At 67.5% G+C, this 19286-nt stretch carries 19 protein-coding genes and 1 riboswitch; of the genes, 13 read left to right on the top strand and 6 right to left on the bottom strand.

Annotated features, from left to right (window positions below; genetic code table 11):
* Positions 1-37 precede the first annotated feature (37 nt).
* Positions 38-1843 carry a TonB-dependent receptor domain-containing protein gene (locus ACIQ09_RS09615; protein WP_398308598.1) on the bottom strand — a complete coding sequence of 602 codons (1806 nt, stop codon included), beginning with the start codon at positions 1841-1843 and terminating at the stop codon, positions 38-40.
* 132 nt (positions 1844-1975) lie between these two features.
* Positions 1976-2228: riboswitch (cobalamin riboswitch) on the bottom strand.
* Positions 2229-2325: 97 nt separating this feature from the next.
* On the opposite strand from ACIQ09_RS09615, the gene cobU reads away from it, so the two are divergent.
* The 7 genes from cobU to ACIQ09_RS09580 all read left to right on the top strand — a co-directional run bounded on the left by cobU (position 2326) and on the right by ACIQ09_RS09580 (position 8858).
* A complete protein-coding gene (cobU, locus tag ACIQ09_RS09610) occupies positions 2326-2871 on the top strand; it encodes a bifunctional adenosylcobinamide kinase/adenosylcobinamide-phosphate guanylyltransferase (RefSeq protein ID WP_398308596.1) in 546 nt (181 codons plus the stop codon).
* Positions 2872-3026: 155 nt separating this feature from the next.
* Positions 3027-3332 (top strand): hypothetical protein, encoded by a 306-nt coding sequence (locus tag ACIQ09_RS09605; RefSeq protein ID WP_398308594.1) that lies wholly within the window; start codon positions 3027-3029, stop codon positions 3330-3332.
* Between the two features lie 117 nt (positions 3333-3449).
* Entirely contained in the window at positions 3450-4481 is a 1032-nt protein-coding gene (gene cobT, locus ACIQ09_RS09600) for a nicotinate-nucleotide--dimethylbenzimidazole phosphoribosyltransferase (RefSeq protein ID WP_398308592.1), read from the top strand.
* A 42-nt stretch (positions 4482-4523) separates the two neighbouring features.
* Positions 4524-5297 carry an adenosylcobinamide-GDP ribazoletransferase gene (locus ACIQ09_RS09595; RefSeq protein WP_398308590.1) on the top strand — a complete coding sequence of 258 codons (774 nt, stop codon included), beginning with the start codon at positions 4524-4526 and terminating at the stop codon, positions 5295-5297.
* Positions 5282-5833 (top strand): alpha-ribazole phosphatase family protein, encoded by a 552-nt coding sequence (cobC, locus tag ACIQ09_RS09590; RefSeq protein ID WP_398308588.1) that lies wholly within the window; start codon positions 5282-5284, stop codon positions 5831-5833. Before ACIQ09_RS09595 ends, cobC begins: the two co-directional genes overlap by 16 nt.
* Before the next feature lie 236 nt (positions 5834-6069).
* Positions 6070-7932, top strand: a complete 1863-nt coding sequence (locus ACIQ09_RS09585; RefSeq protein WP_398308586.1) for a multicopper oxidase family protein — start codon at positions 6070-6072, stop codon at positions 7930-7932.
* 86 nt (positions 7933-8018) lie between these two features.
* Positions 8019-8858: an alpha/beta fold hydrolase gene (locus ACIQ09_RS09580; protein ID WP_398308584.1), complete on the top strand. Its 840-nt coding sequence runs from the start codon at positions 8019-8021 to the stop codon at positions 8856-8858.
* Between the two features lie 12 nt (positions 8859-8870).
* Here ACIQ09_RS09580 and ACIQ09_RS09575 read toward each other — a convergent pair whose 3' ends face one another.
* The 3 genes from ACIQ09_RS09575 to ACIQ09_RS09565 are packed head-to-tail and all read right to left on the bottom strand — an operon-like array spanning position 8871 to position 11087.
* Entirely contained in the window at positions 8871-10298 is a 1428-nt protein-coding gene (locus ACIQ09_RS09575; RefSeq protein ID WP_398308582.1) for a hypothetical protein, read from the bottom strand.
* Positions 10299-10317: 19 nt separating this feature from the next.
* A complete protein-coding gene (locus ACIQ09_RS09570; protein WP_398308580.1) occupies positions 10318-10455 on the bottom strand; it encodes a hypothetical protein in 138 nt (45 codons plus the stop codon).
* Positions 10455-11087: an SCO family protein gene (locus tag ACIQ09_RS09565; RefSeq protein ID WP_398308578.1), complete on the bottom strand. Its 633-nt coding sequence runs from the start codon at positions 11085-11087 to the stop codon at positions 10455-10457. The genes ACIQ09_RS09570 and ACIQ09_RS09565 overlap by 1 nt, the downstream gene beginning before the upstream one ends.
* 220 nt (positions 11088-11307) lie before the next feature.
* Between ACIQ09_RS09565 and ACIQ09_RS09560 the strand changes: the two genes are divergently transcribed.
* The 5 genes from ACIQ09_RS09560 (at position 11308) to ACIQ09_RS09540 (ending at position 15495) form a co-directional block, all read left to right on the top strand.
* Positions 11308-11895 (top strand): type II secretion system protein N, encoded by a 588-nt coding sequence (locus tag ACIQ09_RS09560; RefSeq protein ID WP_398308576.1) that lies wholly within the window; start codon positions 11308-11310, stop codon positions 11893-11895.
* 109 nt (positions 11896-12004) lie between these two features.
* On the top strand, positions 12005-12643 hold the full coding sequence (locus tag ACIQ09_RS09555; protein ID WP_398308574.1) for a paraquat-inducible protein A: 639 nt from the start codon (positions 12005-12007) through the stop codon (positions 12641-12643).
* On the top strand, positions 12640-13293 hold the full coding sequence (locus ACIQ09_RS09550; RefSeq protein WP_398308572.1) for a paraquat-inducible protein A: 654 nt from the start codon (positions 12640-12642) through the stop codon (positions 13291-13293). Before ACIQ09_RS09555 ends, ACIQ09_RS09550 begins: the two co-directional genes overlap by 4 nt.
* Entirely contained in the window at positions 13286-14923 is a 1638-nt protein-coding gene (locus ACIQ09_RS09545) for an intermembrane transport protein PqiB (RefSeq protein WP_398308570.1), read from the top strand. Before ACIQ09_RS09550 ends, ACIQ09_RS09545 begins: the two co-directional genes overlap by 8 nt.
* Positions 14920-15495, top strand: coding sequence for a membrane integrity-associated transporter subunit PqiC (locus ACIQ09_RS09540; RefSeq protein WP_398308568.1), 576 nt, complete (start codon positions 14920-14922; stop codon positions 15493-15495). The genes ACIQ09_RS09545 and ACIQ09_RS09540 overlap by 4 nt, the downstream gene beginning before the upstream one ends.
* 32 nt (positions 15496-15527) lie before the next feature.
* Here the strand turns inward: ACIQ09_RS09540 and ACIQ09_RS09535 are convergent, their stop codons facing one another.
* Positions 15528-16163, bottom strand: a complete 636-nt coding sequence (locus ACIQ09_RS09535) for a Clp protease ClpP (protein WP_398308566.1) — start codon at positions 16161-16163, stop codon at positions 15528-15530.
* The gene (locus ACIQ09_RS09530) at positions 16156-17820 is read right to left on the bottom strand and encodes an MASE1 domain-containing protein (RefSeq protein ID WP_398308564.1); all 1665 of its coding nucleotides are present in this window, start codon (positions 17818-17820) and stop codon (positions 16156-16158) included. Before ACIQ09_RS09530 ends, ACIQ09_RS09535 begins: the two co-directional genes overlap by 8 nt.
* A 201-nt stretch (positions 17821-18021) precedes the next feature.
* Here ACIQ09_RS09530 and rfaE1 point away from each other — a divergent pair, with 201 nt between their 5' ends.
* Positions 18022-19284 carry a D-glycero-beta-D-manno-heptose-7-phosphate kinase gene (gene rfaE1 / locus ACIQ09_RS09525; RefSeq protein WP_398308562.1) on the top strand — a complete coding sequence of 421 codons (1263 nt, stop codon included), beginning with the start codon at positions 18022-18024 and terminating at the stop codon, positions 19282-19284.
* Positions 19285-19286 lie beyond the last annotated feature (2 nt).

Genomic DNA, 19286 nt, shown 5'->3' with positions numbered 1-19286 from the left:
CCTGCCCCTGGGCCATGGTCCCTCCGTTCATCGTGCTTTACCTGGGGGCGTAGCGTACGCCCACGAAGACGTTGGCGCCGGGGGTGTTGTAGCCATAGGCCGTCTCGTACTGCTTGTCGAGCAGGTTGTTGACCCGTCCTTCAACGGCCCACTCGTGGGTCAGGGCGTACTTGGCATAGGCGTTGAGCATGCCGTAGCCACCCAGCGGCCGGATCTCGTTGGCCCGGTCGTAGCGGTCGCCGGAGCCGCGCCACTCCATGCCCACGGTGAGGGCCTGGATGCGGCGGCTGATCGACAGGTTGGCGAACTTGTTGGCGCGGCGCTGCAGGCGCTTGCCGGTGTCGCTGTCCTTGGGGTCGAGGAAGTCCACGCTGGCGCTCAGGTCGAAGCCGGCCAGTTGCCCGCCGTAACCCAGGGTGATGCCCTCAAGCTTGGCGTTGGCCACGTTGCGGGGGATGAAGTTCTGGTCGTTGGCGATCAGGTTGCTGATGCGGTTGTGGTAGTAGGTCGCGCTCAGGTTGTGGCTGCCCTTTTCCCACAGCAGGCCGATTTCCTTGTTATAGGCATTCTCGGGCTTCAGCTCGGGGTTGCCGAAACCCGGATAGTAGAGCTCGTTGAAGGTCGGCGCGCGGAAGGCCGAGCCGACGCTGCCCTGTATGCGCAGACTGGGCAGGATCTGGTAACCGTAGCCAGCGTAGCCGGTGGTCTTGCCGCCGTACTGGGAGTTGTCGTCGTGGCGGGCGTTGAGTTGCAGCCGATGGGCGTCGATGTTGGCCGTCCACCCCAGCAGGAAGGAGTTGACCGAGCGGCTGACATCGAAGGTGCCCTCGTTGGTGGCCTTCTGGTGCAGGTTCTCGTAGGCGGCCAGCAGGTTGCCCACCGGCAGGCGCACATCGTGCTGCCACATGAACTGGTTCTGGGTGGTCTTGATGGTGGCGCCGTTGGGGGCGTAGGAGGCGAAGTTCTCGTAGTCGTCGATGGACTGGCCGAAGCGCACGGTGCTGGTCCAGATGTCGGTGAACCGGTTGCGGCTGTAGAGGTTCCAGGCGCTCTGGGCGGCGTTGTTGTAGTTGTTGTAGCTGCGCCCCGAGTCGTACATCGAACGGCTTTCTGCGTACAGCACAGAGCCGCCCAGCTCGTGACCGGCGGCAGGGCGCCAGGCGAAGTTGCCCGAGAAGTTGCCGTTGCGATAAAGGTCGTTGTCGGCGTTGTAGGTGGACAGCTTGCGGTTCTGGGCACTGAAACTCTCGGTCTGGGAGTAGCCGCCGCGGGCCGAGTAGGACAGCTGCTCGGTACCCCCGGCCACGCCGGCGGAGACTTCCCGGGTGCCGTAGCTGCCAGCGCCCACGAAGGCATTGATCTTCGGCTCGCCGCTGCCCTTCTTGGTGATGACCTGGATCACGCCGCCGATGGCGTCGGCTCCATACAGGGCCGAGGCGGGTCCGCGGACGATCTCGATGCGTTCAATCTGGGACAGGGGAATGTCCTGCCAGGCCGCCGTGCCGAGGGTGGCGGAGCCCAGGCGCATGCCGTCCACCAGGAACAGGGTGTGCTTGGAATTGGTGCCGCGGATGGAGATGTCGGTGGCTTTGCCCGGACCACCGTTGGAGCTCATCTGGATGCCGGGCTGGCGGGCCAGCAGTTCGGGCAGCGAGAAGCTCGGGCCGGCGCGTTCGATGCTTTCCCGGTTGATCACCGTGGTGTCGGCGATGGCCTCATCGGTGCGCTGGGCCTGGCGGGTGGCAGTCACGGTCACGGTGGGGTGCTCGGTCTCGGCCGCCACAGCGGCGACGGGAAAGGCGGATGCGACCGCGATGGCGGCAGCGGAAAGGCGGATGATCATCTGATGGTTTCTCCCTTGCCCGGCTGCGTCCCCGCCGCCGGGTGGATTGCGCTTGGCTGCGCCAGGGGAGTTTGTGCAGAGAAGGTCCGGGAAGACCCATGACCGCGCTCGTCGCCACCACCCCGTGGCACTGCCGCTTCATGTGATCAAGGCCGGTATCCGGGCTCACAAGCTGAGCCGGTAGGGCAGAAAGTGCCGAACCGGACGTGGTATGTCGCCTTCCCAAGCCAGTTGTTGGCCCAGTGGCGGTGTGACACACCTTGCGCTTGCTTACCGTTGCGGGGGCAGCACAGGCATTGCGGCTTCGGCGAGAAGCACGCGCACCTGTTTCCCGTTTAACTCCTGGTCCGGGGGACCGTGGAGCACCTGGAACACGTATGTCCGGAACAGCTGCTGCTGCACCGGACAGCCTGCGATAATACCACCGAAATCAGATACTTCCCGAAAATGGTTGACGTGCACGGAATATTCGAAAGCCCCTCATGCCCTGTGAATTGATCATCGGCGGCGCCCGTTCGGGCAAGAGCCGCCATGCCGAACAACGCGCTGCCGGAAGTGGCCTTCCGGTGCATGTCATCGTCACTGCCGAAGCCCTCGATGAAGAGATGAGCGCACGCATCGCCCGTCACCAGGCCGACCGGCCGGCCGGCTGGGGCGTGGTCGAAGCGCCCCGCGGGCTGGCAGCGGCCCTGGCTGACGAAGCGGTCGAGGGGCGTTGCGTGGTGGTCGATTGCCTGACCCTGTGGCTGGCCAATCTGCTCGATGGCGCCGATGCACTGCCCCCCGGGGCGGGGGCCGAACTGCTCCCGGCTTTCGCCCGGGAGCGGGCGGCCCTGCTGGCGTTGATTCCCGGCTTGCCCGGCCGCGTGATCTTTGTGGCCAACGAGGTGGGTTTTGGCCTCGTGCCCGAGACCGCCCTGGGGCGGCTCTTCCGGGACGAGGCGGGGCGGCTTAATCAGGCTGTGGCGGACCTGTGTGGCGAAGTCACTCTGGTGGCCGCCGGCCTGCCGTTAAGGCTGAAGGGCTGAGTCGGGTGTATGTTAAGTATTTAATTGAAATGGTTTTTTCCCGGAGGGGTTCGGAACTTCTGCACATTCTTGCTGTGCTGAGGATCACTGCGAGTTCGCGCCTCGCAGTGCAACATCGGTTCCATTACAAGATGTAACAAGGGGGCGGCGACACCATGAATACCCAGCACCTTGCCAGTGGTATTGGTCAGCCCTGCCGCATTGCCCTGCCTTCCCCTGCCGGCGGCGCCACCTGGTACGTGGATGCGTCCAGCGCCCCCTTGCAGGTGACCCTTGAACACACTGCCGGCGAAACAGGCGCCCGTCGCCCTGGCAGCCAGGTGTTTCTGCTCGTCGGTGACGTGCCCGGTGACTACGAGTTGCGTTTCGTGCTCAAGCGCGCCTGGGAGAACCAGGTCCGAAACAGCCGCCGTGTGCTCTTCCAGGTGCGTGGCGCCGACCGCCGCGCCCTGAGTAGCTGAGTGTTTTTTGCCGTACTGGTGTTTGATCCTGCCAGTACGTGGGGTGGAGCGGCGCTTGTAATAAACGCCGCCCCGTCCTAGCATCCGCGGCCTTGACCCCGCCTGTAGATGCGCTCCATGACCTTTGCCATTGTCCGTCCCGACCACGGCCTTGCGGCTGCCCTCCAGCAGCGCATCGATACCAAGACCAAGCCGCTCGGCGCCCTCGGGCGCCTCGAAGCTCTGGCTCGCCAGATCGGTCTGATCCAGCAAACCCTCGCCCCACGGCTGAACAATCCGCACATGCTGGTCTTTGCCGGGGATCACGGTGCGGCGCGGGCTGGCGTGTCCGCCTATCCCCAGGACGTGACCTGGCAGATGGTCGAGAACTTCCTCGCCGGGGGTGCCGCGATCAATGTGTTTGCCCGCCAGGCCGGCCTCGCCCTGTCGGTAGTGGACGCCGGGGTGGCCCGGGATTTTGGCGCCCGTCCGGGGCTGATCGATGCCAAGGTGGCGGCTGGCACCGCCAATTATCTGGAAACGCCGGCCATGGATGCCGCCCAGCGCGACACCGCCATGGCCCGCGGTCGCGCGCTGGCCCACGAGCTGGCCGGGCAAGGGTGCAACGTGATCGGCTTTGGTGAGATGGGCATCGGCAACACCGCGTCGGCGTCTCTGCTGACCCACTGCCTGACCAGTGCCGAACTGGACATCGTGATTGGCCGCGGCACCGGGCTGGACGATGCCGGCCTGGCCCGCAAGCGCCAGTTGCTGGCCCGGGCCGTGGCCCGTGGCGGCCGGCCCGGCGATCCCCTGGAAGCCCTTGCCCAGTACGGTGGATTCGAGATCGCCATGATGGCCGGCGCCATGCTCGGTGCTGCGGAGGAGGGCATGGTCCTGCTCATTGATGGCTTCATCGTTACCAGTGCCCTGCTGGTGGCCCATGCCCTGTGTCCGGCGATCCTCGACTACTGCGTCTTTGCCCATCGATCCCAGGAGCCAGGGCACACCGTGCAACTGACCCATTTCAACACCGAGCCTCTGGTCCAGCTCGATCTGCGTCTCGGTGAGGGTACGGGAGCTGCCCTGGTTTACCCACTGGTGCAGGCGGCGGTCAACTTCCTCAACGAGATGGCCAGCTTCGAATCCGCCGGTGTGAGCCGTCAGTGATGGGCCCGGCAAACCCGCAGCCCGCTGTCTGGACGCACTGACATGCTCCGCGCCCAGCTCGAGCTCTTCTTCATCGCCCTTGGCTTCTTCACCCGGTTGCCAGTGCCTGGCTGGGTCGAGTTCTCCCCGGAAAAACTGGGCCAGGCGGCCCGCTTCCTGCCCTGGATCGGCTGGATTGTCGGCCTGATCGGGGCGGGCGTGTATGGCCTGGCGGTGCAGGTGTTGCCGGTGGATGTGGCGATCGTGCTGGCCATGGCAGCGAGTATCCGCGCGACTGGCGCCTTCCACGAGGACGGCTGGGCCGACACCTGCGACGGACTCGGCGGCGGCTGGAACCGGGAGCAGATCCTGAAGATCATGAAGGATTCGCGGATCGGCAGCTACGGTGCCATCGGCCTGGTCCTGATGCTCCTCGCCAAATACCTGGCGCTGGCCGATCTGGCCGCCGAGCAGGACTACCCGCTGATCGCCGCTCTGCTGGTGGCCCACCCCCTGTCCCGTCTCGCCGCGGTGAGCCTGATGGTGGTGCTGGACTACGCCCGCGCCGACGACAGCGCCAAGTCGGCCTCTGTCGCCCGTCGCCCCACGGCCGCCGAGCTGGGCATCGCCACCCTCGGCGGCATTCTGCCCCTGCTGCTGTTGAACGCCGGCGAGGCGCTGAGCGTACTGGTCATTACTGCCGTCGTCAGCGTGCTGGCGATGCGCACCTTTGCCCGCCGGCTGGGGGGCTATACCGGCGATTGCCTCGGCGCCACCCAGCAGGTCGCCGAGCTTGCCATCTACCTCGGAATCCTTGCCGCATGGAGCTTTACCTGATCCGCCATCCCCGGCCCGATGTTGCGCCGGGGACGTGTTACGGGCAGACCGATCTCGGGCTCGCCGAATCGCCGCGTGTGGTGGCCGAGCGTCTGCGGCCACTGCTGCCCGCCGACTACGCCCTGTACACCAGCCCCCTGCGCCGGGCCCGCCTGCTGGCCGAAGCCCTGGGTTCCCCCCAGGTGGATGCACGCCTGCAGGAGATCCACTTCGGCGAGTGGGAAGGCCGCAGTTTCGACGAGATCGGCAAGGCAGCCCTGGATGCCTGGTCGGCCGCCCCCCTCGACTTTGCCCCGCCGGGAGGCGAGTCACCGCGCCAGATGGCGGCCCGAGCCCTCGACTTCCTGGCCGGCCTGCGCCAGGCCGACCCCGCCGCCGCCGTGGTGGTCGCCCATGGCGGTCCCCTGCGAGCCCTGGCCGGGCAGCTCCTCGGCCTGCCGCCGGAAAACTGGCTGGGTCTCGATTTCGCCTGTGGTGAGGTGACGCGCCTGGATCTGCACGCTTGGGGCACGGTGCTGCGCTGGTTCAATCGCTGAGCCCACTTCCGGATCGGCAAGGGAGGGGGAGTCTTACCCCTCGGGCAACATCAAAAATAGTAAAAACGCATTAATTCGTAGTATTTTGTTACATTTATGTCGTTTATATTGTTTGCACAGTTTTGCGATCGGTTCCAGTCCGATACTTGAGTCTGTGGGGTGATACCCAACAAGGCGTACGTGGATACGTACATCACCGCGTGCGTTGGCGCGCCAGACTCAAAGGCATTCACACCATGGCAAACAGACGAACCGTGCTCAAGGCAGGCGCCGCCGGATTTTTCACCTCCCTCGTGTCCTCGTGGAGCTACGGCCAGACCGTTCCCTCGGTGCTCAGTGCCCTGCGCAAAAAGCAGTTCACCGACCTGCTGCCCAATCCCCTCGATCCGGCCAACCTGTTTGCGCCCGATGCGCCGGGCAGCACCAGTTACACCCTGGTGATCCGCGAGTTCTCGGCCCCGCTGGGGCTGGTGGATTCCACCGGCAAGGCGCTCTACACCGCACTGTGGGGATACGGTACCACCCGGCAGGCACCGTCCTATCCTGGGCGTACCTTCAACCTGCGCCGGGGGGTGGCGGTATCCGTTCGTTATCAGAACGCCCTGATGAATTCCCAGGGTCCGCTACCCTATCGTCTGCCGGTGGATACCACGCTGGGCTGGGCCAACCCGGGCAACCTGGGGGGGCGGGCGCCGGTGCCCCTGGTGGCTCACCGCCATGGTGGCGATCAGGTCACCGGCAGCGACGGCCTTCCCGAAGCCTGGGCTACGCCGGACGTCAATCGTGACGGGATGCCCGATTACCGGGGCCGCCTTTTCAGCGCCAGCTACACCTTCGACAATTCCCAGGAAGCTGGACACCTCTGGTACCACGATCACGCCCTCGGCGTGACCCGCCTCAATGTTTACATGGGGCTGGCCGGCAACTATTTCATCCGCGACGCCAACGAGGACTATCTGGTCCAGGCCGGTCAGTTGCCGGCCTATCCCCATGAAGTGCCTCTTTGCATCCAGGATCGCCAGTTCGCCATCAGCGGTGCCCTGCGCTACCCGGCCAGCGACCCGGAGAACCCCCAGGCACCCCAGCCCACCCATTTGCCGGAGTTCTTTGGCGACGTCATCGTGGTCAATGGCATTCCCTGGCCGCGGCTCGACTGCGAGCCGCGCCTGTATCGCCTGCGTCTCCTCAATGGTTCCGATTCCCGGGTCGTCCGGCTCAACTTCAGCTTCGAGAACTTTCCCCAGAACCGCATGACCTTCTGGCAGATCGGCACCGAACTCGGCCTGATGAACAGCCCGGTGGCCCTCAGCTCACTGACCCTGGCGCCCGGCGAGCGGGCTGACGTGGTGGTGGATTTCTCCAAGGTGGTGTCCTGGTGGCATGGCCGGGTGATCCTGCGCAACGACGCCAATACCCCCTTCCCCGATGGCGACCCGGTGCTGGCGGGCAGCACCGACAGGGTCATGGCCTTCAGCGTCAACAAGCCGCTCGGATTCTTTGGCCAGGGTAGCGCTGCCCTGACCAGCGCCAACCTGCCCACCAACCTGCGCCCGGTGCATGGTCCGCTGCCGATACCGTCGACGGTGGGGGCCACGGTGCGCAAGCTGATGCTGTTCGAGGGCAATGATGCCTATGGCCGTCTGCAGACCATGCTCGGCACGGTCAATCCGGCGCCGGGCAACCCGGCCGGCCCCGGCTTCGGCACCTTCTTCTTCACCGACCCGGTCACCGAGAACATCAAGCTCGGTGCCACCGAAATCTGGGAGATCTACAACACCACCGTGGATGCCCACCCCATCCACCTGCACCTGGTGGATTTCCGGGTGCTTGATCGCCAGAGCTTCACGGGTGTCGTTCAGCCCAAGCCCATGGGCCCGGGCGGTGTGGCGGCAGGGGGCTATCTCACCCGTATCGCCCTGGCCGGGGTGAAGACCCCTGCACTGCCCAGCGAGCAGGGGCGCAAGGACACGGTGCTGGCCTACCCCGGTCAGGTCACGCGCATCATCGCCACCTTCAACCGGCCCGGGGAATACGTGTGGCACTGCCACATCCTGTCCCACGAAGACCATGAAATGATGCGGCGCTTCGTCGTCGCCTGAGCCCCGGTCGAGGCCCCGGATGCGGGGCCTCGACCTTTCGTGCACGTCATATACTCGGGGCTTCATTCTTCTCTCCGATGCCCCCCATGGACTCTTTCTCCGCCGACGATGGCGAACGCATCCATCTGAAGATCTCCGGCAGTGGTGCGCCGCTGGTGCTGCTGCACGGCTGGACATCGACCCACCGGGACTGGAACCCCTTCCTGGAGGATTTCGAGGCCCGTCACCAGGTGTTGCGCTGGGACGCCCGCGGCCACGGCGGCCATGCCCTGCGCACCACCAGTGTGCCGACGGTGGAGCGCATGGCCCGGGATCTGCACAATCTGCTGGATCATTACGGACTGGAAAAGGCGGTGGTGGTGGGGCACTCCATGGGTGCCCTGACCCTCTGGCAATACCTGCGCGATTTCGGCAGTCGCCGCTTGTCCCGGGTAGTGGTCATCGACCAGTCTCCCAAGCTGCTCACCGATGACGACTGGAAAAGCGGCATCTACGGGGATTTCGATCACCGCCGCAATGCCCGGTTCATGCACGAGCTGGAGGGTGACTTCGCCGAAGCTGTCCTGCGCCTGGCGGCCTTCGGCCATAACGAACGCTCCCGCGCCAAGTACCTGGAAAACGGCTCCGGCATCGAGACCGCCCGCCAGCGCCTGCGTGCGCTGGACCCACGGCCGCTGATCGACTGCTGGGCCAGCCTGAGCGCGGCCGACTACAGGGATGTGCTGCAGACCATCTCCATCCCGGCCCTGCTGGTGTATGGCGGGGCGAGCAATTTCTACTCCACCGGCACCGCCGAGTATGTGCGCGACAGCATCCCCAATGCCCTGCTGCACATTTACGATGGAGTGGACCACGCCCCCCACCTGTGGGAGCGGGGGCGCTTCATCCGCGACGTGCTCGACTTCGTGGCCCTCCCTGCGGGCTGAGGCCAGCCCGGCCTAGGGCACGATCCAGTCGCCGTCCACGGCCAGGCTGCCGTCCTTTTCGATGCGCATCAGGTAGGCGCCCTTGGAGCCGTAGCGTTGACCCGGGCCGAGGGTGAAGCGGGGGAAGGCGCTGGCCGTGGCGCCAGCGTAGGAATCCTCCACCAGTTCCAGCAGATAGTCCCGGGAGTAGCGCTCGCCCAGGGTGTACAAGGCCCGGGCGGTGATCTCGCAGGCCGCATGGGTGTTGCCCTGGGTCCGCTCGGTATCCCGCGCCAGGCTCAGGCCCTGGGTGCTCATCCAGCTGCCCAGGTTGAAAACCATCCGGCTGAGGCGGGCCTCCGGGGCGTCGAAGGGGTAGATCACGCGCAGCCCGGCCCGCCAGGGCGGCGGCACCTTGCGTGCATCCGGCGCCCGCTCCAGCCCGGCCAGGGTGCCCGACACGAAGACCCCGGCGGCCGTAGGTGGCGCCTTGTGGCTGCGCAGCAGGCGCTCCAGGTCGGCGTCACCCAGCCACAGCACCAGCACGTCACTGGCATCCACCGGGGGCAGCAGGCTGCGCCAGGCGGCTTCATCCAGGGGGCCGCGGAAGGTCCGGTCGAATACCGTCACGGGTTGGCTGACCAGGGCTCCACGCAGGGCGGCAGCGCCCTCGCGGCCCATGTCGGACGGGTCGAAGACCTGGATGATGCGCGTCGGCAAGCGCTCCTGCTCCATCAGGTGGCGGGCCAGCACCGCGCCCTCCAGGACCATGCCCGGCCACAGGTAGACCGACGCGCGTGGGTCCGGGCCGGGCAGGTCGGTGTTGGGGAACAGGCAGGGGACGCCCTCGGCCTCGCAGAATTCATGCACCGGCGTCCAGTCACGGCCGATGCCGGACACCAGGGCGAAGGCCGGCTGCCGGCGCATCCGCGCTTCGAGCTGGTTGCGCCAGCCCTGCGGGGGGCCGGACAGGGCCCATTCTTCCAGCACCCAGGGGCGCCGGCCTCTGCCGGGCGGCGGGCTGCGCCCGGCGATGCAGCGCTGCAGGACGTCACGCATGGCGTCCCGCTGGCGGGCATCGGCGTCCGGGGTAATGACCGTAGCCAGGTGCAGGGTGGTGCTGCCCACGCCTGGCACCGGGCCCGTGCCGAGGCTTTCCAGCCAGGCCTGGAGGGCCGCCAGCTCCCGCTCGCTCAGGGTGTAGCGGGGCATCAGTGGATCCAGGGGGACGTCGCCCGCGCCCATCCCCTCCCGCAGGGCCCGGGCCAGGCGGGGTGCGTCGTAGGCCGGACGGGTGCGGAAGCTGTGGTCCTGCAAGGCCATGCCGGCGGCCCGCCGGGGCGTATGGCCGGCGGGTGGTTGGCCGGGCGCAAACAGGACGGGGCCGGTGATCGGCGGGACCACCACCACACCCTCCACCGTTCCCATGCCGCTGCGGCGATGGCACTGGACGCAGGCCATGTCGCGCCCGCGCAGGCGTTCACCACCGGGGCGCCATGCCGTCGGCGCGCAGGCCCTCCAGGTACAGGCGCCGTCCCTCGCCAAGCAGTGCCTCGTCGGCCTGGCCGGGCAGGGCGGGCAGCAGCAGGGCGATGGCGAGGGCGAGAAGGCGATGCATCAGGGCCGCGGCGGCAGCATCGGGCGCAGCTCGCGGAGGATGTCGCCGGCCTGGGCCAGGCCGTCGAGGCGCACCCAGGCCTGGCCGGGGGCGCGCCGCAGGAAGCTGACCGGGGTGTGGCTCATCTTGTCCGGGCGATAGCTGTTGAACGCCTTCTGCACGGCCGTGCTCGCGGCGGCGCTACCGGTGAGGAAGAGCCAGGGCTCGGTGGCGCCGAACTGGCGGGCGTAGTCCCTCAGGCGCCGGGGCGTGTCTTGCTCCGGGTCGATGGACACGGAGACCAGGCGCACCCGCGGGCGGTCATCCCCCAGGCTTTCCTGCACCTCCGCAAAGATCCGCGTCATCGGTGGGCAGATGGCCGTGCAGCTGGTGTAGATGAAGTTGAGCAGCACCGGGCGGCCATCGTCGATGGCGTCTGCAAACACCACGGTGGCCCCCTCCTGGTTGCGCAGGTTGACCCGGGGCGGGGTGATGGCGGCTTCGCTGCGGCTGACCGCCGAGGCGGCATGGTGGTGGTGGTGGTGGGCGTGCTCGTCCCCGGCTTGGGCTGCCAGGGGGTTCAGGCCAATGACCAGGAGGCCGGCAAGCGGCAGGACAGTCGTGCGCCAGGGCGCGGAGGTGCGTGAACGCATGATCGGGGATCTACAGTGAAAGAGGAGCCGGCCCCGGGAGATGCCCGCGCAATATGCAATGGGCGCCCGGGGACGCAGGCTACAAGTACACCATGTCTGGTGTCGAAGAGTAATTGTGATAAACGTTAAATACGTTAATCATGGCAAAAACGTTGCTGAGCTAAGCGTGCCCGGTGTTACGGTGGGCGTTGTTGAACGACATCGGGATGAGAGGCAATTGATGAACGGATTCGATTTCAGCCGCCTGCCACGCATCCTCCTGACCCTGGGCGTGATGACGGTTGCAGGTTTGTGGATTGCAGAGGAAGTCGGCTTGCTGGAGGTCGCGGAGCCTGCGGATGCCCGTTCGGCCGATCTGCCGTTGGCCACGCCTTTGCCCGTGAGGGTCGTGCTCCAGGGCGTGATCGCCGGTGACCGGAACACGCCGGGCGTGGCCATCCTTGCCGAGGCGGGCCGGCGTCCGGTGCTGGTGCCCGAAGGCGCTGCCTTCAGTGAGGATCTGCGAGTGGAGCGGGTGATGCCGGACCGGGTGGTGCTGCGCCAGCGCAGCTCGGGGGCACCGATCGTGCTTCCCCTGAGCCTGATGCCGGGCGATGTTCCGATCAGCCCCGGCATGGAGATGGGGCGCGCCACCGATCCGCAGTGGCGGGACGAGATCCCGCCGCCGCCGCCGCTGGAGCGGACGCCGTCCGCAGCGTTTGAGCCCCTGCCGACAGACAGGGTGGCACCGGCAGTGGACGCGTCGGGACCGCCACCCGGAAGTGCCCTGACCGGGCCGGCGCTGCCGGGGCCTGCCGCGGGCCGCTGATTTACTTCCCTGCTTGAGGCTGCCTGCCTCGCCGGGGGATGCCCCCGGCCGCCCTTGCGCACGTCGTGCTTGCACCGCACAATTGGTCGTCATTATCCGGCGCCAAGCTATGCCCGTACCCGACGTGCACCTGATCCTGCCTGCCGATCTGATCGCCTGCCACGAGTGCGACCTGCTGCAGACCGAGCCGCAACTCGCCCCCGGCGAGACCGCGCGCTGCGTGCGCTGTGCCGCCTTCCTGGCCCGCAACCCGCCGGACAGTCTTGACCGCAGCCTGGCTCTGACCCTGACCGCGGCGGTTCTCTACGTGCTCGCCAACATCCATCCCCTGGTGGGCCTGGAGATGCAGGGGCGGCGGGTCGAGGTGACCCTCTTCGAGGCCGTGCAGATCCTCTGGAAGGGGGGCGTCGAGCCCGTGGCTGCGCTGGTGTTCATCACCGCGCTGCTGTTCCCGATGCTCGAACTGCTGATGTTCCTGCTGGTGCTGGTACCCCTGCGCCTGGGCCGGGTGTCGCCGCGGCTTGCCACCTTCTTCCGCCTGGTGCGTTCGGTGCAGCCGTGGGGCATGGTGGAGGTCTTCCTGCTTGGCATGCTGGTGTCCCTGGTCAAGTTGTCGCACCTGGCCACGGTGGTGCTGGGCACGGCCTTCTGGGCCACGGCGGCCCTGATTGTGGTGCTGACCCTCGCCGCCCGGGCCTTCGACACGCGCCTGCTGTGGCAGCCGCCCATGCCCGAGCTCGCCCGGTGAGCGCCATTTACCGAACGGCCCGGGAGGCCGGGCTGATGAGCTGCCATGTGTGCGGCCAGCTCGCCAGCCAGCCGGAAGGTGGGGGGCATGCACTGCGCTGCCCGCGCTGCGGGGCGCCGATGCACATGCGCAAGCCCGCCAGCCTGTCCACCACCTGGGCCCTGATCGCCGCCGCCGTCCTGCTCTACATCCCGGCCAATCTGCTGCCCATGATGACCACCGCCTCCCTGCTCGGCAGCCAGGAGGACACCATCATGAGCGGCGTGGTCTTTCTGTGGACGTCGGGTTCGTGGCCGCTGGCCGCCGTGGTGTTCTTCGCCAGCGTGATGGTCCCCATGCTCAAGATCCTGGCCCTGATCTATCTGACGGCCTCGGCCCAGCGTCGCTCGCGTCAGAACCTGCTGCAGCGCACGCGTCTGTATCGCCTCGTGGAGTTTGTCGGGCGCTGGTCCATGCTCGACATCTACGTCATCACCATCCTTGCGGCGCTGGTGCAGTTCCAGGGGCTCGCCACCATCCAGGCGGGCCCGGCCGCCGTGGCTTTCGGGGCAGTGGTGGTGCTGACCATGTTTGCCGCCATGAGCTTTGATCCGCGCCTCATCTGGGACCCCCTCACCGATACCGATCCTCCCCGGCCCGACCATGACTGACCCCAAACCTCCTGCCCTTCCCGTCGCTGTGGTGGATCGTCCACGGCGCTTCCGCATCCCGCTGGTATGGATCATCCCGCTGGTGGCCGCCCTGATCGGCCTCTTTCTTGCGGCGCGCACCTACTATGAGCAGGGGCCCACCATCACCATCACCTTTCGTACCGGGGTGGGCCTCGAGCCCGGCAAGACCCGCATCAAGTACAAGGATGTGGACGTCGGCCAGCTGAGTTCCGTGGCCCTGGCCGAGGACGGCAGCCATGTTGTCGCCACCGCCAGGCTGGCCCGCGAGGCCGCTCGCCTGCTGGTGGATGACACGCGCTTCTGGGTGGTCAGTGCGCGGGTGTCGGGCAGTTCCGTGTCCGGGCTGGACACCCTGCTGTCGGGCGCCTACGTGGGCATGGACGTGGGCAAGTCCGACGAAGCGCGGCGTGATTTCAAGGGGCTCGACGAGGCGCCGGTGGTCAACTTCGATGTGCCCGGCCGCTATTTCTCCCTGGAGGCGCCCACCCTGGGTTCCCTCGACGTGGGCACGCCGGTGTATTTCCGCCGCATCCCGGTCGGCCAGGTCACCGGTTTCCGCCTCGACGATACGGGCAAGCATGTGGATCTGCGCATCTTCATCAAGGCGCCCTACGACCGCTTCGTCACCGCCGACACCCGCTTCTGGAACGCCAGCGGTGTGGACGTCAAGCTCGGGGCCGACGGGGTGCAGGTCAATACGGAATCCCTCACCTCCATCGTCGCCGGCGGCCTGTCCTTCCTGACGCCCGAGGCCAGCGATGCCGAGCCGGCGCCGAAGGACCAGGTCTTCCCCCTTTTCCAAACCCGGGAGCTGGCCCTCAAGCAGCCGCACACGGTGGTCCAGCACTATCTGCTGCGCTTCACCGAGAGCGTGCGCGGCCTGTCGGTGGGGGCCCCGGTGGAGTTCCGCGGCATCCAGCTGGGTGAAGTCAGCGCCGTCCATGCGGAGATTCAGAAAAGCGGCACCGACATGGGCCTGCTGGTCGAGGTTGCCATCTACCCCGGGCGCATGCAGGCGCGCCCCGATGCCGGCCAGCAGACCTTCTTCGGCAAGGACTACCGGGACAAGGATTTCCGCGAGTTCATCGACAGGCTGGTGAGCAGCGGCCTGCGGGCCCAGCTGCGCAATGGCAACCTGGTCACCGGCCAGCTCTACGTGGCCCTCGATTTCTTCCCGGGGGCCAAGCCGGGCAAGACCGACTGGAGCGTCAAGCCACCGCGCCTGCCGACCCAGCGCGGCAGCCTGGACGAACTGCAGACGACCCTGCTGCGCATCGTGGACAAGCTCGACCGGCTGCCCCTCAACGAGATCGGCCAGGACACCCGCAAAGCCATCGTTGGTCTGGGGCGCACCATCGACGAGGCGGAGGCCCTGGTCAAGCGCATCGACGGCCTGGCCAATGGCGATGTGCGCGACACGGTTGTCGAAGCCCGTGCGGCCATTGCCGACACCCGCAAGCTGCTGGCCACCGATGCACCCCTGCAGCAGGATCTGCGGGCCAGTCTGCAGGAACTCACCCGGGCCGCCCAGGCCCTGCGCCACCTGGCCGACACCCTCGACCGTCACCCCGAGGCCCTGTTGCGCGGCAAACCCGAGGAAAAACCATGAAGCGGCTGTCCCTGATCCTGGCATGCGGCCTGCTGGCCGCCTGCGGCAGCACCCCGCCGGTGCGCTACTACTCCCTCGGCGCCTTCAATCCGGCCGTGTCCGCGGTGGGCAGCGGCCCGAGCGTGGTGGTGGGGCCGGTGGGTGTGCCGGCCAGCATTGACCGCCTGCTCATCGTGCGCCAGGTGGACGGCGCCCGCGCCGACGTCGCCGATGGTCATCGCTGGGCCGCGCCGCTGAAAACCGAGATCTCCCGCCGTGTGGCGGTTGAACTGTCACGGCGCAGTGGCAACGGCCGCATCGTCTCGTGGCCCCAGTCGAGCATTGCCGAACCCGAGATGAACGTGCCCATCGACGTGCAGCGTTTCGACGCCGAGGGCTTCGAGAAGGTGAGCCTGGAGGCGGTATGGACCCTGCGCAAGGGCGGCAAGGATCTGGCCAGCCGGCGTTTCGTGGCCAGTGAAAAGGTCATGGAGCCCACCTGGGAAGCCCTTGCCCTTGCTCACGGGCGTCTCGTGGACGCCCTGGCGGCGGATATCGCCACGGCCCTGCCGGCCACCGCCCGCCTGCCCTGATGGGAGGCCGCCAGCGCCCCGTGTCGCTGCGTTCAGGCCGGGATCTTGCCTTTGCGCAACACTGGTTTGCGCGGCGCGGTTTTTGAGCGGGCCGGCTTGATGCGCGCCAGGCGTCGGCGGATCTCGTCCGAATCCATCCACAGATCGCTGCCCTGCAGGATGTGGGTGATGTCGGTGGCGCTCAGGAAGGGCGTGCACACGCGGGTGGTGACCTTCTCGAACCAGCTGCCCAGGGCGTGCACTTCGGCCAGCTGCTCGCTGCCCTTGCCGGCAAAGCTGCTTGAGTAGGTGTGGAACATCAGCTGGCAGTTGTCATGGACGATGAGCTCGTCACCGCTCAGGAAGATGAAGGCTGCCATCGAGTAGGCTCGCGCCTCCAGTACGGTGATCACATGGGCGTCCGAGGCCAACATGTTGTTGATGATCTGCAGGCCGGTGTTGAAGTCGCCACCGGGCGAGTTGATGTGCAGATAGATCAGGTCGGTTTCGGCGGCACTGCGCAGGGTGTAGAACAGTTCGGTGTAGTGCTGGGGCGACTGCAGCTCGCCGCACAGGTAGTAAGAAACCTGGTGCAGCGGGACATGCCGTTCGTAACGTACCAGCCCGCCGAAGGGCTCCGCGTCGTCTTCGTCTGCCTCGGCACTCCGCCCGCGGCTGTGGTCAAGCATGATGAACTCCTTCTCGCGCACCTGACCCGGACAGTATGCGACCGGGCCAGCCAGCCCGGCAAGCGGGCCCAGGGGCTGCCTCGACGGGTAGCTCCAGCTTGAAGATCCGGTGGTGGTGGGCCTCGCCCCACAGGCGGCCACCATGGGTGTCCACAATCGCCCGGATGATCGCAAGGCTGGCGTCCACCGGGCCGGCCCCACCAGTAGCAGGGCCATCAAAGAGATGAGTTGCGTTCTGGGCGGTGAGGCCAAGCGCCGAGTCCTCGAACTGCAGGCACACGCGCTCGGGCGTCTCCTGGAAGGCACTGAGAAGAATGCGGCGGGGGTGGCGCGGGCTGTCTCCGACGGCTTCGAAGGCGTTGGAAAGCAGGTGACGCAGCACCACCTCCAGTTGCAGGCGGTCGGCCCACAGGGATACCGTGGGCATGGCGTTGACCTTCAGCCGTACCCCCTCCTGTTCGGCCTGGTTGCGGAAGGGTGCCACGGCGGCCTCCACCAGCGTCTCAAGGGCTACGGATTCGAGGCGGGTGGGCTCGGCCTGGTAGAACTCCTGCAGGCGCCGCACCGCCGCGTCGGCTCGGGCGGATTCCCGCTGCACGCACTGCACGGCGGCCAGCAACTGCTCGGGGGTGGCACCCCGCTCGATCAGGCGCTCGCAGGCGCCGGCATAGGCGCGCAGGGCGGTGAGGGGCTGCTGCAGCTCATGGGCCAGGGCGCCAGCCATCTCGCCGGCGGCCGCCAGGCGCAGGCTGTGGCGCAGCTCCGTGCCGGTGCGTCGCTTTTCATCCACCACCACGCCGACGAAGAAGCCCACCAAGGCCATGGCCAGGGCCAGGATCTGCAGCTCGGCCACGGTGACGGCGCTGTAATCAAGCACCTGTACGGCAACGATGACGCCCAGCTGCAGGAAGGCGGCGCAGATGATGGCGCCCGCCATGCCCTGACGTCCGGCGGCCCAGGCGATGGGCAGGAAGAGCAGGTAGAAGAGCTTGAAATCGTTGTGTCCACCGAGTCCGAAGGCCAGCCACAGGGAGGCCACGGCGAGGGCCAGATAGCCGCCGGTTTCCGGCTGGCGGATGGCATGCAGCAGTTGGCGGCGTCCCTGTTCGTTGCCGAGCCACCACAGCAGGGGCATCAGGATGGCGATGCCAACACCGTCACCGACCCAGAAGCGCAGCAGGGCCTGCCACCAGCCGCTCGGCACCAGAAACCCGCCGAGGCGCAGGGAGAACACATACACCAGGCTCACCAGCAGCGTGCCCAGGGCCACCCCGATGAACCAGGTGACCAGGGCCCGTCGGGTATTCAGCAGGCTGTCGCGGGGCAGGATGCGAGCCAGCTCCGAGCCCAGCGCCACATAGCCGGCGGCCAGCGCCAGGCTGGTGCCCAGCAAGGGCCAGCGCAGGGGCTCGAAATCGTAGACGACGAAATCGGCCAACACGACCGCCAGCACCGTGGCCAGCCAGGCGCTGCGTCCGTGGCGGATCAGGAACACCAGTCCGAGGGCAGGGGCCGGATTCCATGGCGTGATGTTCAGCCCCCACAGGGGATGGATGAAGCTCACCGCATCCAGGGCCAGGTACAGCCCGATGAAGGCAAGATTCAGCGGCAACCTGCCAAACCAGGCAGTGACCGCGCCCTTGATGTCGCTAGTCATGCAGAACGGGGGGCAGAGGGCCGCGCGGGGTTGAAAAAAGGGTCATTGGCATATTGTGACGTGAGTCACGACCTTCGGGGGCGTTTGCTGAAACCGGTATCGGCTGAGCGCGCGGTCCGCCCCCTCGCGACCCTCCGCCCTTGATGCGATAATCCCGGCTTTATTCCTCCGGCGCCCGGTTTTGCGGGTGCCTGCCTGCGCATGCATTTTTCCCTGCCGGATTTCTCCGCCTGCCGCGTGCTCGTTTGCGGCGACGTGATGCTCGACCGCTATTGGCACGGGGCGACGGCCCGCATCTCACCCGAGGCGCCGGTGCCGGTGGTTCAGGTGAAGAACGACGAAGTGCGTGCCGGTGGTGCCGGCAACGTGGCCCTCAATGCCGCCTCCCTGGGCGCCCGGGCGCGGGTCATTGGCCTGGTGGGGGACGACGAGGCCGGCCGTCTGCTCGGCGAGAGTCTGGCCGCCCGGGGGGTTGATTGTGCCTTCGAGCGCCTTGCCGACGCGCCGACGATCACCAAGCTGCGGGTCATCTCGCGCCACCAGCAACTCATCCGCCTGGATTTCGAGGAGCGTTTCGACGCCCGCCACGCCCCTCGGGTGGCCGATGCCCTGGCCGCCCACCTGGAGGGCATCGACGTATTGGTGCTGTCCGACTACGCCAAGGGCACCCTCGCCGATGTGCCGGCCCTGATCGCCCTGGCCCGGGCCCGGGGTGTGCCGGTGGTGGTGGACCCGAAGGGCACCGACTTTTCCCGTTACCGCGGCGCCACCATCGTCAAGCCCAACCTGTCCGAGTTCGAGGCCGTGGTCGGCCCCTGCCCGGACGAGGCCACCCTGATCGCCCGCGGCGAAGCCCTGCGCGCCGAGCTGGACCTGGAGGCCCTGCTGGTGACCCGCGGCGAACAGGGCGTGACCCTGCTCCAGCGTGGCCAACCGGCCCACCACCAGCCGACCCGGGCACGGGAGGTGTATGACGTGACCGGCGCCGGCGATACGGTGTCGGCCGCCCTCGGCTGTGGTATTGCCGCCGGCCTCAGTCTGCTCGAAGCCACCGCCCTGGCCAATCTGGCGGCCGGCGTGGTGGTGGGCAAGCTGGGCACCGCCACGGCGTCCCTCGACGAACTCTATGCCGCCATGGATGCCCATTCGCCCCTGGCCCGCGGGCGCATGGGCGCGGATGCGCTGATCAGCGCCGCCCAGCGTGCCCGGGCCGCCGGCGAGCGCATCGCCGTGATCGTCGGCCCCGTCGGTGTGCCGGGGGCGGCCTTGCTGGCCCGTCTCGAACAGGCCGGCCGCCAGGCCGACCGGGTGCTCCTCGTCGAGCCCGCCGACACGGACGCGGATGCCCTCGCAGTGCTTGCCGCCCTGCGCCAGGTGGACTGGGTGGTGAGTGCCGACCCGGCCGGCCACGCCGATCTGCTGGCCAGGATCGGGCCCCACCTGTTGCTGCCCGCCCGCCCATGATC

It is taken from the genome of Zoogloea sp., assembly GCF_044344315.1.
In the GTDB taxonomy this organism is placed as follows: Bacteria; Pseudomonadota; Gammaproteobacteria; order Burkholderiales; family Rhodocyclaceae; genus Zoogloea.
The sequence above is the reverse complement of the archived record's forward strand: the minus strand, read 5'-3'. Positions and strand labels throughout refer to the sequence as shown.